Source organism: Bacillus cereus (genome assembly GCF_015071065.1).
In the GTDB taxonomy this organism is placed as follows: Bacteria; Bacillota; Bacilli; order Bacillales; family Bacillaceae_G; genus Bacillus_A; species Bacillus_A cereus_BA.
In genome coordinates this window covers 905,422-921,186 of sequence record NZ_VOVA01000001.1, presented here as the reverse complement: position 1 = coordinate 921,186, position 15,765 = coordinate 905,422, and the positions used below count along the sequence as shown (strand labels likewise).

Sequence of the window (15,765 nt, the reverse complement as noted above, 5' to 3'; positions counted from 1 at the left end):
GAATGATGAAAGTAAATAAAAAACAAGTTATTAAATTATTGGAGACAATCGGCCTATTTATGGAATTAAAGGGTACGAATCCATTTAAAATATCAGCATTTCGTAAAGCGGCAGCAGCGCTAGAAAGCGATGATCGCAGTCTTTCTGAAATTGAAGATTTTACAAAGATTCCAGGCATCGGAAAAGGAACGGCAGCAGTTATTCAAGAATATATAGAATCGGGAACATCTGAAGTATTACAAGAACTTGAAAAAGAAGTACCAAATAGTTTATTACCGTTATTAAAACTACCAGGCCTTGGTGGTAAGAAGGTAGCTAAGTTATATAAAGAGCTAGGCGTTATTGATATGGAGACGTTAAAAGCTGCTTGTGAGGAAAATAAAGTACAAGCTTTAGCTGGTTTCGGTAAAAAAACAGAAGAGAAAATATTAGAAGCAATCGATCAAGTAGGCTCTCGTCCAGAGCGTTTACCAATTGCGATGGTATTGCCTATTGCCGGGGAAATAGAGGAGAAATTGTCGAATGTTGCTGAAGTAATTCGCTTCTCACGCGCTGGTAGTTTACGCCGTGTTCGTGAGACAGTGAAGGACTTAGATTTTATCATTGCAACGACAGAGCCAGCAGTAGTACGTGAACATTTACTACAATTTGATAATATGATTGAAGTGATTGCAAGTGGAGATACGAAAGTATCTGTTCGTCTTCAATATGAATATGATATTTCAATTGACTTCCGCTTAGTAAAACCAGAAGAATTTATTACAACTCTTCACCATTTCACAGGATCAAAAGACCATAACGTAAAAATGCGCCAAATCGCAAAAGATAGAGGCGAGAAAATTAGTGAATATGGTGTGGAAATCTTAGAGACAGGTGAAGTGAAAACATTCGAAACAGAAGAAGCATTCTTCGCCCACTTTGGTCTTCCATTCATCCCACCAGAAGTGCGTGAAGATGGAAAAGAAATTGAATTAATTAAAGAGTATCCGAACTTAATTCAGTTCTCTGATATACAAGGTGATTTACATATGCATACAACATGGAGTGACGGTGCTTTTTCAATTGAGGAAATGGTACAAGCATGTCGTGCTCGTGGGTATAAATTTATGGCAATTACTGATCACTCGCAATACTTGAAAGTAGCGAACGGTTTGACGAAAGAACGTCTGCGTGAACAAGCGAAAGAAATTGAACGTATGAATGAAAAGTATCCAGACATTACAATTTTGCGCGGGATTGAAATGGACATTTTACCAGATGCGACACTTGATTTTGACGATGAAGTATTAGCAGAACTAGATTATGTTATTGGAGCGATTCATTCTAGCTTCTCACAAGACCGTGAAACGATTATGAAACGTCTTCGCACTGCACTTGAGAATAAGCATGTCACGATGATTGCTCATCCGACAGGACGTCTTCTTGGGCGCCGCGAGGGTTACGATGTAGATACAGATTTATTAATCCAGCTCGCAAAAGAAACAAATACAGTTTTAGAATTAAATGCAAATCCAAACCGTCTAGATTTAAGTGCGAAATTATTAAAACAAGCACAAGATGCTGGTGTAAAAGTAGCGATTAATACGGATGCTCATACACTTGAAATGTTAGAAGATATGGAAACAGGTGTAGCGGCAGCACGTAAAGGTTGGATTCAAAAAGATAATGTGATTAACACATGGGATATTGAACGTTTATTAGACTATATTAAACGTAATAAGTAACACAAGGGGGACCTGCAACATGTTAGAAAGAACGTTGCGTGTATTAGAATACAATAAAGTAAAAGAACAATTACTTGAACATACAGCATCTTCACTTGGTCGTGATAAAGTGAAGAATTTAGTGCCAAGCACAGATTTTGAAGAAATTGTGGAACTGCAAGAAACAACGGATGAGGCAGCAAAAGTTATCCGTTTAAAAGGACATGTACCACTTGGAGGGATTTCTGATATTCGTTCAAATATTAAGCGTGCGAAAATTGGAAGTATGTTAAGTCCGCATGAATTAATTGAAATCGCAAGTACGATGTATGGTAGTCGCCAAATGAAACGCTTCATTGACGATATGATTGATAATGGTGTTGAACTTCCGATTTTAGAAACACATGTCGCGCAAATTGTATCTTTATATGATTTAGAAAAGAAAATTACAAACTGTATCGGTGACGGCGGTGAAGTAGTCGATAGCGCAAGTGACAAATTGCGTGGTATTCGTAACCAAATTCGTACTGCGGAAAGCCGTATTCGGGAGAAATTAGAAAACATGACGCGTTCTTCAAACGCGCAAAAAATGTTATCAGACGCAATTGTAACGATTCGTAACGAACGCTACGTAATCCCGGTAAAACAAGAATACCGCGGCGTATATGGTGGTATTGTTCACGATCAATCTGCTTCTGGACAAACGTTATTTATAGAACCGCAAGTAATCGTGGAATTAAATAATGCGCTTCAAGAAGCACGTGTGAAAGAAAAACAAGAAGTAGAACGCATTTTAATGATGCTAACGGAAGAAGTAGCAGTGGAAGCTGATATCGTTCTATCAAACGTAGAAGTAGTTGCAAATCTTGATTTCATTTTTGCAAAAGCTCTTTATGCGAAGCGAATTAAAGCGACGAAGCCAATCGTAAATAATGAGCGTTATATGGATTTAAGACAAGCTCGTCATCCGCTTATCGATCCGGAAATTATCGTGCCAAATAACATTATGCTTGGTAAAGACTTTACCACAATTGTTATTACAGGACCGAATACAGGTGGTAAAACAGTTACACTGAAAACAGTCGGTATTTGTGTCTTAATGGCACAATCTGGTCTGCACATTCCAGTAATGGACGAATCAGAGATTTGTGTATTTAAAAATATCTTTGCTGATATCGGTGATGAACAATCGATTGAACAAAGTTTAAGTACGTTCTCCTCACATATGGTGAACATTGTAGATATTTTAGAAAAAGCTGATTTTGAAAGCTTAGTTTTATTCGATGAATTAGGTGCTGGAACAGACCCACAAGAAGGGGCTGCACTAGCAATTTCAATTTTAGATGAAGTATGTAACCGCGGTGCACGCGTTGTTGCAACGACTCATTACCCAGAGCTGAAAGCATACGGATACAACCGTGAGCAAGTTATTAATGCGAGCGTTGAGTTCGATGTGAATACATTAAGCCCAACGTACAAATTATTAATCGGTGTACCAGGACGTAGTAATGCCTTTGAAATTTCGAAGCGTCTTGGTTTGTCTGATCGCGTAATTAATCGCGCTCGTAACCAAATTAGTACAGATACGAACAAAATCGAAAATATGATTGCAAAGCTAGAAGAAAGCCAAAAAAGTGCAGAGCGCGAACGAAAAGAAGCGGAAGAACATCGTAAGCAATCTGAAAAACTTCATCGTGAATTACAGCGTCAAATCATTGAATTTAACGATGAGCGCGATGAAAAATTATTAAAAGTGCAAAAAGAAGGGGAAGAAAAAGTCGAAGCTGCGAAGAAAGAAGCAGAAGGCATTATTCATGAACTTCGTCAATTGCGTAAAGCACAGCTTGTAAATGTGAAAGACCATGAGCTTATTGAAGCGAAGAGCCGTCTAGAAGGGGCAGCGCCAGAGCTTGTGAAGAAACAAAAAGTACATGTGAAAAATACAGCGCCAAAGCAACAATTACGACCAGGTGATGAAGTAAAAGTGTTAACGTTCGGTCAAAAAGGTCAATTGCTTGAAAAAGTAAGTGATACAGAGTGGAGCGTACAAATTGGTATTCTGAAGATGAAAGTGAAAGAATCCAATATGGAATACATTAATACACCGAAGCAAACTGAGAAAAAAGCAGTCGCAAGTGTGAAGGGTAGAGATTATCACGTGTCGTTAGAGCTTGATCTTCGCGGCGAACGTTATGAAGATGCAATGATGCGCGTTGAAAAATATTTAGACGATGCACAGCTTGCAAGCTATCCTCGTGTATCAATTATTCACGGTAAAGGAACAGGAGCGCTTCGCCAAGGTGTACAAGATTACTTGAAGAAGCACCGCGGTGTGAAAACCTATCGCTACGGTGACATGGGCGAGGGAGGCCTAGGTGTAACAGTTGTCGAATTAAAATAGCAAAAAACCAAACAAAAGGGGAACCATTATATGTTTATGGACAAACTTGCAAAAGTATTGTTAGCTTGTTGCGGAATATTTTTGGTGATTGGGGTTATTTATTTAGTTGTTTTTGCGAAGTGAAGGAGCGTCAATCTTGGCATAATGATATTGCCATGGATTGACGCTTTTAATCTATAAGAAAAGGAATAAAACATGAAAATCAACCAATACATAAGCGAAGCAAAATCCTGCTCAAGACGTGAAACAGACCGCCTTATTAAAGCTGGCCGTGCCTGCATTAACGGTGAAATATGTACGCACGGTGCACTCGTGAGCGATGGTGATGTTGTAACGATTGATGGACAGGTTATTGCAAAAGAAGAGAAAGAAAAGGTGTATATTGCCTTCCATAAACCAGTTGGAATTACTTGTACAGCAGCCGATCATATTGAAGATAATATTATTGATTATATCAATTACCCAGAGCGAATCTTTCCTGTTGGACGATTAGATAAAGCATCGGAAGGACTCATTTTATTAACGAATGATGGCGCCATTGCAAATAAAATTTTACACGGTGATCATGAGCACGAGAAAGAATATGTTGTGACGGTCGATAAGCCTTTTACAGATTGGTTTATTGATGAGATGTCCAGCGGTGTAAAGATTAAAGATGGAATGACGAAGCCATGTAAAGTGATGAGAGTCGATCAGTCTACATTTCGCATCGTTTTAACGCAAGGGATGAACAGGCAAATTCGTAGAATGAGCCGTGCTTTCGGGTTTACTGTAACAAAGCTAAAGCGAGTGCGCATTATGAATATAGAGCTAAACGAGCTTGAAGCGGGAAAATGGCGAGGCATTACAGATGAGGAATTAGAAATATTAATAGGGCAGTTATAGGGAGAAAAGTTTTCTCCCTATATTTTTTGTCAGAAAAAATAAAACTATTGATTTTTTTGAAAATAGCCCATATAATAAAAAACAACAAGTTTCGACAAGATATTTAATAAAAGTAATGATGAGGACATGAGCTATTTTTTACGATTCTCAGAGAGGGAAGCCTTAGGCTGTGAGCTTCCTAATACGAAAAAATACACTTACCACCTCTAAACTTCAAGAGTGAACTGCATGATGCATTGTAATTCTTGGCGGATAAAACCGTTATCAATTTACACGAGCTATAAAATGAGCTTATTTTGTTATAAATTCATTTTATTAGAATAAGGGTGGAACCACGATTTCAGCACTCGTCCCTTTGTTAGGGACGGGTGTTTTTTGCGTTCTTTTATAGGGAAGTATGCTGGAAAGAGGATATGTGACGGATTTTAATTCAGAATATTTTGTTAATAAAACGATTAATTAGGAGGTTAGTAGAAATGAAATCATCTTTAAAGTTTTCTGAGATGTTTGCAATAAGTTTAATGTTATTTGCACTATTTTTCGGTGCAGGTAATATGATTTTCCCACCAGCGTTAGGACAAGGTGCTGGAACGGACGTGTGGATTGCGTTGTTTGGCTTTATCGTAACAGGCGTTGGACTGCCTTTATTAGGAGTAATTGTTATAGCTTTAAAGGGAGATATTAATGAGCTAGCGGGACGTGTACATCCTATATTCGCACTTGTTTTTATCACTGCAATTTATTTATGTTTAGGCGTATTCGTAAGTGTTCCACGTACAGGAACAGTTGCTTATGAAATGAGTGTTGCACCGTTTTTACCAAGTGAGGTAGCTAGTCAATCATATCCACTTGTTATCTTTACATTTATTTTCTTTGCAGTAACGTTCTATTTAGCTTTAAACCCTTCAAAATTAGTAGGCCGTATTGGTAAAGTGTTAACACCAATTTTATTAGCTGTTATTGCAATAATTGTAGCGAAAGCAATTATGACGCCAATGGGAGAGTTTGGTGCACCGACAGAAGCGTATAGTGCCCCGCTCTTTAAAGGTTTTATTGATGGATATTTAACTTTAGATGGACTTGCAGCACTTGTTTTCGGAAATGTTGTGATCAATGCTTTAAAAGCAAAAGGGGTTACAAATAAGAACAGCATTGCGAAAGTAACAATCTTTGCAGGATTCATTGCAGCACTTGGTTTACTACTTGTGTATTTAGCGCTTGCGTATCTTGGGGCTTCTAGTGTGTCACTTGGAATGGGAGCAAACGGCGGAATTATTTTAACAAACGTCGTGAATCATTTATTTGGTAGTTATGGAACATTATTACTAGGTATCGCAATTACAGCAGCATGTTTAACAACTTCTGTAGGTATTGTTGCAGCTTGTGGGGAATATTTCTCTTCGTTATTACCAAAGCTTTCTTATCAAAAAGTCATTTTCATTTTCTGTGTATTAGCATTTATGGTAGCAAATCTTGGTTTAACTCAGTTAAACGCATTAGCATTACCAATTCTAATTGCAATTTATCCAATTGGTATCGTACTTATCGTATTATCACTCGTTGAAAATTACGTTCGTCTTCCATTAGCAATGTATGTAGGCGGTATTGTAGGGGCATTTGCAATTAGCTTCTTTGATGGATTGCACAATGCGAATCTGCAAATTGCAGCATTAGCACCTATTCTAGATAAGATTCCATTATATAGTGTAGGGATTGGCTGGTTAGTTCCAGGTATGATCGGTATAGGAATTGGTTATATAGTTTCTAGGTTTCAAAAGCAAGAAATTGCTGTAGAAAAATAGAGAAAAGAGGGCTTTCTATGAAAGGAAGCCCCTTTTTTTGTAGAAAAAGCCGTATATAAAAAAATTTAGATATTAAAAAATTTATACGTAATATAGTTGACAATAAAATTAGCAGTAGGCTAAGATTGACTTAGTTGTGGAAATATTGGAAGGGAAGTGACGGGAGCAAGGGAAGAGGTTTTCTATGACTATATCATTTTGGAAGAAGAGGTGATAGAACAATAGAATTAGGTAGTTTATTTTTTTGTAGTCTGTTGAGAATGATAATCAGTAAAATGATTGAATTATTTTAGAGTGCTTTTTATAAGGAATATGGAGGAAAAATATATTTTTTGACCTTTAGTGAGAATGATAATCACCAATACTTATATTACATAAAGTAATGACAATGAAATAAAGGTAGAAGAGATTATTTTTTTCTTATAAATTGAGAATAATTATCATTTTCAAATTATAAAACGAAAGATAAACAAGGAGGAAGTAAGCAAAATGAGAAAGTTTTCAGTATTACCCGCATTTATTATAACGTTAGTATGTATGCTAGCTTTTCTTGTAATACCATCTGGACAAGCTTCAGCAAAATTAGCTGACGGTACTTACGATATTAACTACGTTATCAAAAAGGCGGAAGATGATTCAGCTTCAATGGCAAATGATTATTTTGAAAAACCCGCTAAGTTAATTGTAAAAAATGGTGAGATGAGAGTACAAGTTCCAATGAATCATAGTGCTTGGATTACAGAATTTAAAGCACCAGAGAATGGTAATTTTGTTGATTCAAAAGTAATTAGCAAAGACGAAGCAGCAGATAAAAGAACGGTTGAATTTAAAGTTGATGATTTATCTAAACCGCTGGGAGTAAAAATTCATGTTGTTGTACCAAGTGCAAACTACGACCATCATTACACAATTCGTTTTGCGTTTGATGCGAATGTAAAAGCTGTAGGTGGCGATAACAATGTAGCTGCTGCAACAAAAAATAATGATGAAACTAAAAAAGATCGACAAGTAAAAGAAGAGCAAAAGAAAGAAGAGAGTAAAGAAACAAATAAAGATGCGAATAAAGGGACAAATGAAAGTGGTAAGGCTGAAAAAACAGATAACCCCAAAACAGGTGATGATGCCCGCATTGGATTATTTGCAGCGTTAGTTCTAATCTCGGGTGTTTTCTTAGTTCGTAAAGTAAAGGTAAGTAAATAAATCTTTGAAAGGGTGATGAATATATGTTTAAACAATTTAAAATGATTATTGCCGTATTTGCTGTCTTATTTACGTTTATAGCAACACTAGGGTTACAAGATGCAAAAGCTGCTACACAACTAGCTGATGGAAAATATAATATTGCTTTTATTGTATGGAAAGGCGATAAAGATGAATCATCTAGGATGAATAGTTATTTTGAAAGCCCGGGAACATTAACAGTTAAGAATGGAAAACAATATGTTTCATTTAAAGTGAAAGATAGTGCTTCTATTAAAAGTTTCCAAGTAGAAAAAGAGGGTCAATTCGTAGAAACAACAGTCTTAAGTGAAAATAAAAAAGAGAATACTAGAGTAGTAGAATTTGAAGTTGCTGACTTGTCAGAAAAACTAAAAGGCAAGGTGAAAATTAACATCCCAATTATTAATTATAACGCTTCATATGATATTCGTTTTGTATTTGATGGGAACAGCATTAAATAATTGGGAATTTTTTAAAAAGGAGAGTCATTCTATTGAACAGGTATTTTAAAATTGTTGTTGCAATGTTTCTAACGATTTTCACATTCGTATCAACGTTACAACCACTTGCAGTTCAAGCGGCTACAACTTTAGCTGACGGTGAATATTCAATCGGTTTCAAAGTTTTGAAAGATAAATCAGATGAAGAATCAATGATGAAGCAGTATTCTGTAAGCCCGGGGACTTTGAAAGTGAAGGATGGGAAAAAGAAAGTATCCTTTACGTTAACGCATAGTGCATGGATTACGAAGTTTGAAACAGAAAAAGGTAGTCAATTCGTTGATGTAAATGTAGTTAGTGAAGATAAAGAGAACGATACAAGAGTAGTAGAATTTGATGTAGAAGATGTAGAGAAAATATTAAATGCGAAAGTAAAAGTTGATATTGATGCTTTTAATTATCATCATTACTATGACATTCGTATTTCATTCGACCAAAATAGCATTACACCAATTCATGTAGAAAAACCAGATGAAAAAGAGGACCCAGCTAATAAGCCAGATCCAAATGAAAATCCAGATCCAAGTCAGAAGCCCGACCAAAAGCCTGACCCAGATCAACAACCAAATTCTAACACAATTAAAGATGGTGCGTACAGCATTCCATTTAAAGTGTTAAAAGATAAAACAGATGAAGAATCTAAAATGAATACTTACATGGAAAATCCAGGAGTATTGAAAGTAGAAAATGGTAAGAAAAAAGCGGTTGTAACGCTAAAAAGTAGCTCATTAATTAAAAATTTCCAAACGGAAAAAGATGGTGCATTTGTTGATGCAAAAGTAGTGAGTGAAGATAAAGAAAAAGATACAAGAGTCGTAGAATTTGAAGTGGATGATTTATCTAAAAAAATCAATACAAAAGTATTTATTGAGATGGCATCAAGAAATTACAAGCAAACTCATGACGTACAACTTGTATTTGAACAAGACAAACTTGAACAAATTAAAAATGAAGAGAAACAACCGGATGAAGATAAAAAGCCGGAAGTAGAAAAGCCAGATGCTGAAATAATTAAAGATGGTGCGTACAGTATTCCATTTAAAGTATTAAAAGATCAAACGGATGAAGAATCTAAGATGAATACTTACATGGAAAATCCAGGAGTATTGAAAGTAGAAAATGGTAAGAAAAAAGCGATTGTAACGCTAAAAAGTAGCTCATTAATTAAAAATTTCCAAACGGAAAAAGATGGTGCATTTGTTGATGCAAAAGTAGTGAGTGAAGATAAAGAAAAAGATACAAGAGTCGTAGAATTTGAAGTGGATGATTTATCAAAAAAAATAAATACAAAAGTATTTATTGAAGTGGCATCGCAAGGTTACAAGCAAACACATAATGTACAACTTTTATTTGAACAAGATAAACTTGAACAAGTTAAAAATGAAGAGAAACAACCGGATGAAGATAAAAAGCCGGAAGTAGAAAAACCGGATGGAGATAAACAACCAGATGCTGAAACAATTAAAGATGGTGAATACAGTATCGGTTTTAAAGTGTTAAAAGATAAAACAGAAGAAATTTCAATGATGAACACATATACAAAGAGCCCAGGCGTATTGAAAGTGAAAGATGGTAAGAAATACGTATCCTTCACATTAACGAATAGCTCATGGATTACAAAATTTGAGTTTGAGAAAAATGGCTCGTTTGTGGATGCCAATGTATTAAATGAGGATACGAAGGCTGATACAAGGGTAGTGGAAGTAGAAGTAGCCGATTTATCTAAAAAGTTAAATGCAAAGGTGAAAGTAGATATCGATTCAATGAATTATCATCATTTCTACGACATTCAATTTGCATTTGATAAAGATAGCATTCAGCCTTTAGATAACCAGGGCGGAAATAATAACCAAGGTGGAAACGACAACCAGGGCGGAAACAATAACCAAGGCGGAAACGACAACCAAGGTGGAAACGACAACCAAGGCGGAAACAATAACCAAGGTGGAAACGATAACCAAGGCGGAAACGACAACCAAGACAATAACACAACAATTGATCCAAATGCTATTAAAGACGGTGAATACAGTATCGGTTTTAAAGTGCTAAAAGATAAAACAGAAGAAATTTCAATGATGAACACATATACGAAGAGTCCAGGCGTATTGAAAGTGAAAGATGGTAAGAAATATGTATCCTTCACAGTAACGAATAGCTCATGGATTACAAAGTTTGAGTTTGAAAAGAATAGTTCGTTTGTCGATGCGAAAGTATTAGGTACAAATAAAGAGCAAGATACAAGAGTAGTGGAAGTAGAAGTAGACGACTTATCGAAAAAGTTAAATGCAAAAGTGAAAGTTGATATTGATGCGATGAATTACCATCATTTCTACGACATTCAATTCGCATTTGATAAAGGTAGTATTAAAGCTTTAGGCAACCAAGGTGGAAACGATAACCAAGGTGGAAACGACAACCAAGGCGGAAACGACAACCAAGGTGGAAACGACAACCAAGGTGGAAACGACAACCAAGGTGGAAATAACAACCAAGGCGGAAATAATAACCAAAATGGACATATAACAGTTGATCCAAAAAATTTAAAAGACGGTCAATATGATGTTGCTTTTAAAGTGTTGAAAGATAAAACGGATGAGATTTCAATGATGAATCAATACGTTGTAAATCCAGCAAGATTAACAGTGAAAGATGGCAAAAAATATGTTGCGGTGACACTGAAAGATAGTGCGTGGATTACGAAGTTCCAAACAGAAAATAATGGTGGATTTGCTGATGCAAAAGTAGTAAGTGAAGATAAAAATGCAAATACAAGAGTTGTAGAATTTGAAGTAGATGATTTATTTGCAAAATTAAATGCGAAAGTAAAAGTAGATATTGATTCAATGAACTACCATCATTTCTACGACGTGCAAATTCAATTTGATACAAATAGTATTGGTGCAGTAGGAACTATTAAAGAGGATCCGAAAAACGATCCGAAGAATGATCCGAAAAATCCAGCGATTACACCGAAAGTAGACAATGTAAAAACAATCGGTAATCCTGATTTTAACCGAAATGTAGACGGTAAGAAGCAAAATGAAAATGTGAAGAATGATGTAAAAAAAGAGAAAAACTCAAAAACAGCAGATACAGCACAAATTGGAATGTATATGTTGCTATTACTAGGATCACTTGCTTTCTTAGTTCGTAAATATAGAGCAGGTAGACTGTAAAATTTGGAGTCTTGATGCATGGTTTCATGCATCAAGACTCGTTTCATATTGTACTGAAAGGAGTGGTGATTGAGAGTGAAGAAAATCACGAGTGTATTCATGGCTATCATTCTTTTATTTAGTATAGCTGGGTGCTCATCACCAAAAAAAGAAACAGCAAAAAAGGTAAAGAGCAGTAGTGAGGAACGTGTTATTGCAACGACAGTCGCCGTGACTGAAATTATGGATGCGTTAGAAGTAGATTTAATTGGTGTTCCAACTAGTTATAAAACATTACCGAAGCGTTATAAAGGTTTACCGGATGTTGGGAATCCGATGAGCCCTGATATGGAAAAGGTAAAATCAATGAAACCATCAGAAGTATTATCGGTTACAACACTTGAATATGAATTGAAGCCAGTTTTTAAGGAAGCTGGTATAAAAGCAAACTTTTTAAACTTAACGAGTTTGAAAAACATGCAAAACTCAATTACAGAGTTGGGTAAAAAATATGGGCGTGAGAAACAGGCTGAAGCAGTCGTAACAAAGTTTGATAAAAAGGTTGCAGACATTCAAAAAGAGGTAAAAGGGAAGAAAGAACCGACAGTCCTTATTTTACTTGGAGTGCCTGGAAGCTATTTAGTAGCGACAGAACACTCATATATTGGAGATTTAGTAAAACAGCTAGGTGGTAAAAATATCGTACAAGATGAGAAAGTAGAGTATTTAGCTTCTAATACAGAGTATTTAAAAAAAGCTGACCCAGATATTATTTTACGTGCAGCACACGGTATGCCAGATGAAGTTGTGAAAATGTTTGATAAGGAATTCAAAACGAACGACATTTGGAAGCACTTTGCCGCAGTTAAAAATAATAGAGTGTACGATTTAGAAGAGCGTTTGTTTGGAACAACGGGGAATTTAGCAGCTATTGAAGCTCTAGATGAATTAAAGAAAATGATGTATCCATGATGCATGTATAGATAAAGGAAGATTGAGATGAATAAAAAATTTTGGAGTTTCTTCATCGTCACAGTATTACTAGTTGTTATGACTACTGTATCTGCTGTGAAAGGTAGTTTGGAAATAGGTGTCATTGATCTTTTACAAGGTATATTTACAGGGACAAATGAAGATGTTGAAGTTATTAAAGATTTACGTTTTCCGCGCATTATTATTGCACTTTTCACTGGAGCAGCGCTTGCTGTTTCTGGTGTGCTTTTCCAAGCAGTTATGAAAAATCCACTTGCGGATGCTGGGGTTATCGGGATATCTTCAGGGGCCAGTTTTATGACGCTTGTTATCATTACGCTATTTCCTCAGTTCTTTTTCTGGACACCACTATTCGCATTTTTAGGCGGAGCGTTTGCTTGTTATCTCGTTTATTCGTTTTCTTGGAAATCAGGTTTAAGTCCGCTGCGTATCATTTTAATCGGTATAGCAATTAATGCGATGTTTACTGGTTTAAATGAATCTTTCGTTACGATTTGTGGATATTTCATTAAAAGTATTAAACAGACGACAACATCTAATATAACGATGAAGACATGGAGCGATGTGGAAGTACTTGTTACATATGGATCGATCGGTCTTATACTTGCACTGTTTGTAGGGGCATGGTGTAATTTATTATCTTTACAAGATAAAACGGCTAAAAATCTTGGACTTCATGTGACAAGGGTACGCCTTATTATTTCAGCCATTGCTGTCCTGTTAGCAGCTGTATCAACTGCGATTGCGGGCGTTATCGCTTTCGTTGGATTACTTATCCCGCATATTTCAAGGCAATTGGTTGGATCAGATCATAAAGTACTTATTCCGTTTTCAGCCCTTGCAGGTGCGTTATTAATTTTAACGGCAGATACAATCGGTAGGCTAATCGTACCGCCTAATGAAATTCCAGCGGCAACGATTATGGCAGTTATCGGTGGTCCGTTCTTAATATTCTTGCTTAGAAAGAGTGATCGAGTTCATGGAAATTAAAAATGTAACCTTTTCTTATGATAATGTAACGGATCGTTTAAAGTCTGTTAGTAGTGAGATAGAGCTTGGAAAAATTACAACAATTATTGGTCCAAATGGTTGTGGGAAATCAACATTACTAGGTGTTATGTCGCGAAATCATAATCCCCGTAGCGGAGAAGTAATGCTAGATGGGAAAGCTATTAGCCAGTATAAGCCGAAAGAATTTGCTAGAAAGCTAGCGGTCGTTCATCAGCAAAATGAGGCGCCATCAGATATTACGGTTGAGAAATTGACGAGTTTTGGGCGTATGCCATATAAAAATATTTTTTCTACACAAACTGACGAGGATAGCGAAGCAATCGAAAGAGCATTGACGTGTACGAGACTACAAGATAAGCGTGATAAGCCAATACATGCATTATCTGGTGGAGAAAGGCAACGTGTTTGGATTGCGATGACTTTAGCGCAAAATACGCCCATGCTGTTCTTAGACGAACCAACGACGTATTTAGATATTTACTATCAGCTTGAAATATTAGAGTTAGTGAAAGAGTTAAATGAAGTAGAGGGTTTAACGATTGTTATGGTATTACATGACATTAATCAAGCAATCCGTTATAGCGATCATATTATCGTGATGAAGGATGGAGAAATAGTTATGAAAGGTACGCCACATGATGTTGTAACAGAAGATATGATTAAGAGCATATATGGCGTAGAGGTCGTTGTGAAACACGATGAAGATACAGGATTGTATATGGTACCAATGGGGATTTGACAGGCGGCTAAATCCCTTTGGCAATTCGTTTTGAGGTGATATTTTGAGCAGCAAGAAAGAAAAGAAAAAGAATTCCTTTTTTCAAAGAATACTTACAGTTGTTTTTTTAGGCATCTTTTTCTACTCTGTGTATGAATTAGGCGGGGTGTTCATAGATTACTATGAAAATCGCAAAGTAATGGCTGAAGCACAAGATATTTATCAAAGGAGTCCGATGGAAGAAAAATCATCAGATGGAGCAGTACGTGCACAGTTCCAAGCCTTACAAAAAATTAATCCAGAAATAGTTGGTTGGATTACGATGGATGATACGCAAATTAATTATCCGATTGTTCAAGCGAAAGATAATGATTACTATTTGTATCGTAATTATAAAGGCGAGGATATGAGGGCAGGCAGTATTTTTATGGATCATCGCAACGATGTGAAATCTCAAAATCGAAATACGATTCTATACGGACATCGTATGAAAGACGGTTCTATGTTTGGGAGTCTTAAAAAAATGTTAGAAGAAGATTTCTTTATGTCTCATCGCAAATTGTATTACGATACTTTGTTTGAAGGATACGATGTAGAAGTATTTTCAGTATATACAACGACAACTGATTTCTATTATATTGAAACGGATTTTGGAAGCGATGAGGACTATGCATCTTTTCTAGAAAAAATTAAGGAAAGATCACTCTATCAAACAGATACAAAAGTGACAGCGGATGATCAAATTTTAACACTTTCTACATGTGATTATGCACTGGATCCAGAGGCTGGTAGACTAGTCGTGCACGCGAAGTTGGTGAAAAGAAATTGAAAAAAGAAAAGGTATAGAAGTAGAGAAGATATATTACTTCTCATACTTCTATACCAATTATTAAAACCGAAGTTATTGAGCCGCAGCAATTGGCATACGGACAATTTTAACATCATAGAATGAGATTTTATTATCGATAATAAAGTCTGGTAATCCACCACGGTGTGAATGTGCATCTTTAAAGGCAGTGCTCTTCGTCCAACCTTGGAAATCTTCTTTTGCATTCCAACGAGTGCTAATCGTCACTTCGTCATAATCAACTGTATTTTGTGTTAAAAGAACTTCTAGTCCTAAGAAACCTGGCATTGTTTCGACTTTACCTACTTTATTAAAGCGCTCGATTAATTTATGACCGTCACCCTTCGTAATTTTAGATGTGTTTGTAACAATAATCATTTCTTTATTCCTCCTATAAATCTACCATTATTTTCATCGTTTCACATACTTTAAATGATAATGAATTTCATTATCGTTGTCAATTATAATTATAGTTTTTATATAAATAAATAGCAGTTATGCTAGGAGATGAGCTAGTTGTACTAGCAAA

Annotated in this window: 12 protein-coding genes and 1 other annotated feature; of the genes, 11 read left to right on the top strand and 1 reads right to left on the bottom strand. The window is 36.0% G+C overall.

Features of this window, described 5'->3' with window-relative positions:
• Positions 1-5 precede the first annotated feature (5 nt).
• The 11 genes from polX to srtB all read left to right on the top strand — a co-directional run bounded on the left by polX (position 6) and on the right by srtB (position 15,218).
• Positions 6-1,724, top strand: coding sequence for a DNA polymerase/3'-5' exonuclease PolX (gene polX, locus FT637_RS04820; protein WP_193645328.1), 1,719 nt, complete (start codon positions 6-8; stop codon positions 1,722-1,724).
• A gap of 19 nt (positions 1,725-1,743) precedes the next feature.
• Entirely contained in the window at positions 1,744-4,104 is a 2,361-nt protein-coding gene (locus FT637_RS04815; protein ID WP_193645327.1) for an endonuclease MutS2, read from the top strand.
• 195 nt (positions 4,105-4,299) lie between these two features.
• Positions 4,300-4,989 (top strand): 23S rRNA pseudouridine(2604) synthase RluF, encoded by a 690-nt coding sequence (locus tag FT637_RS04810; protein ID WP_193645326.1) that lies wholly within the window; start codon positions 4,300-4,302, stop codon positions 4,987-4,989.
• Positions 4,990-5,095: 106 nt separating this feature from the next.
• Positions 5,096-5,347: a binding site (T-box leader), on the top strand.
• 118 nt (positions 5,348-5,465) lie between these two features.
• Positions 5,466-6,791 (top strand): branched-chain amino acid transport system II carrier protein BrnQ6, encoded by a 1,326-nt coding sequence (gene brnQ6 / locus FT637_RS04805; protein ID WP_193645325.1) that lies wholly within the window; start codon positions 5,466-5,468, stop codon positions 6,789-6,791.
• Between the two features lie 489 nt (positions 6,792-7,280).
• Complete coding sequence (gene isdC, locus FT637_RS04800; protein WP_193645324.1) at positions 7,281-7,991, top strand: heme uptake protein IsdC; 711 nt, start codon at positions 7,281-7,283, stop codon at positions 7,989-7,991.
• Between the two features lie 23 nt (positions 7,992-8,014).
• The gene (locus FT637_RS04795; protein WP_193645323.1) at positions 8,015-8,473 is read left to right on the top strand and encodes an NEAT domain-containing protein; all 459 of its coding nucleotides are present in this window, start codon (positions 8,015-8,017) and stop codon (positions 8,471-8,473) included.
• 32 nt (positions 8,474-8,505) lie between these two features.
• Complete coding sequence (locus FT637_RS04790) at positions 8,506-11,688, top strand: NEAT domain-containing protein (RefSeq protein WP_193645322.1); 3,183 nt, start codon at positions 8,506-8,508, stop codon at positions 11,686-11,688.
• Positions 11,689-11,757: 69 nt separating this feature from the next.
• Positions 11,758-12,639 carry a heme ABC transporter substrate-binding protein IsdE gene (isdE, locus tag FT637_RS04785; RefSeq protein WP_193645321.1) on the top strand — a complete coding sequence of 294 codons (882 nt, stop codon included), beginning with the start codon at positions 11,758-11,760 and terminating at the stop codon, positions 12,637-12,639.
• Between the two features lie 27 nt (positions 12,640-12,666).
• Positions 12,667-13,650, top strand: coding sequence for a FecCD family ABC transporter permease (locus FT637_RS04780; protein WP_193645320.1), 984 nt, complete (start codon positions 12,667-12,669; stop codon positions 13,648-13,650).
• The gene (locus FT637_RS04775) at positions 13,640-14,410 is read left to right on the top strand and encodes an ABC transporter ATP-binding protein (RefSeq protein WP_193645319.1); all 771 of its coding nucleotides are present in this window, start codon (positions 13,640-13,642) and stop codon (positions 14,408-14,410) included. Before FT637_RS04780 ends, FT637_RS04775 begins: the two co-directional genes overlap by 11 nt.
• A gap of 43 nt (positions 14,411-14,453) precedes the next feature.
• Complete coding sequence (gene srtB / locus FT637_RS04770; protein WP_193645318.1) at positions 14,454-15,218, top strand: class B sortase; 765 nt, start codon at positions 14,454-14,456, stop codon at positions 15,216-15,218.
• 72 nt (positions 15,219-15,290) lie between these two features.
• On the opposite strand, the gene isdG is transcribed toward srtB, so the two are convergent.
• Positions 15,291-15,614, bottom strand: coding sequence for a heme oxygenase (isdG, locus tag FT637_RS04765; RefSeq protein ID WP_193645317.1), 324 nt, complete (start codon positions 15,612-15,614; stop codon positions 15,291-15,293).
• Positions 15,615-15,765 lie beyond the last annotated feature (151 nt).

Excerpts from the sequence above, each read along its gene's own strand:
- brnQ6 (WP_193645325.1), top strand. The coding sequence starts at position 5,466 with ATGAAATCATCTTTAAAGTTTTCTGAGATGTTTGCAATAAGTTTAATG.
- isdG (WP_193645317.1), bottom strand. The coding sequence starts at position 15,614 with ATGATTATTGTTACAAACACATCTAAAATTACGAAGGGTGACGGTCAT.
- FT637_RS04775 (WP_193645319.1), top strand. The coding sequence starts at position 13,640 with ATGGAAATTAAAAATGTAACCTTTTCTTATGATAATGTAACGGATCGT.
- FT637_RS04795 (WP_193645323.1), top strand. The coding sequence starts at position 8,015 with ATGTTTAAACAATTTAAAATGATTATTGCCGTATTTGCTGTCTTATTT.
- FT637_RS04780 (WP_193645320.1), top strand. The coding sequence starts at position 12,667 with ATGAATAAAAAATTTTGGAGTTTCTTCATCGTCACAGTATTACTAGTT.
- polX (WP_193645328.1), top strand. The coding sequence starts at position 6 with ATGAAAGTAAATAAAAAACAAGTTATTAAATTATTGGAGACAATCGGC.
- FT637_RS04815 (WP_193645327.1), top strand. The coding sequence starts at position 1,744 with ATGTTAGAAAGAACGTTGCGTGTATTAGAATACAATAAAGTAAAAGAA.
- FT637_RS04810 (WP_193645326.1), top strand. The coding sequence starts at position 4,300 with ATGAAAATCAACCAATACATAAGCGAAGCAAAATCCTGCTCAAGACGT.
- isdC (WP_193645324.1), top strand. The coding sequence starts at position 7,281 with ATGAGAAAGTTTTCAGTATTACCCGCATTTATTATAACGTTAGTATGT.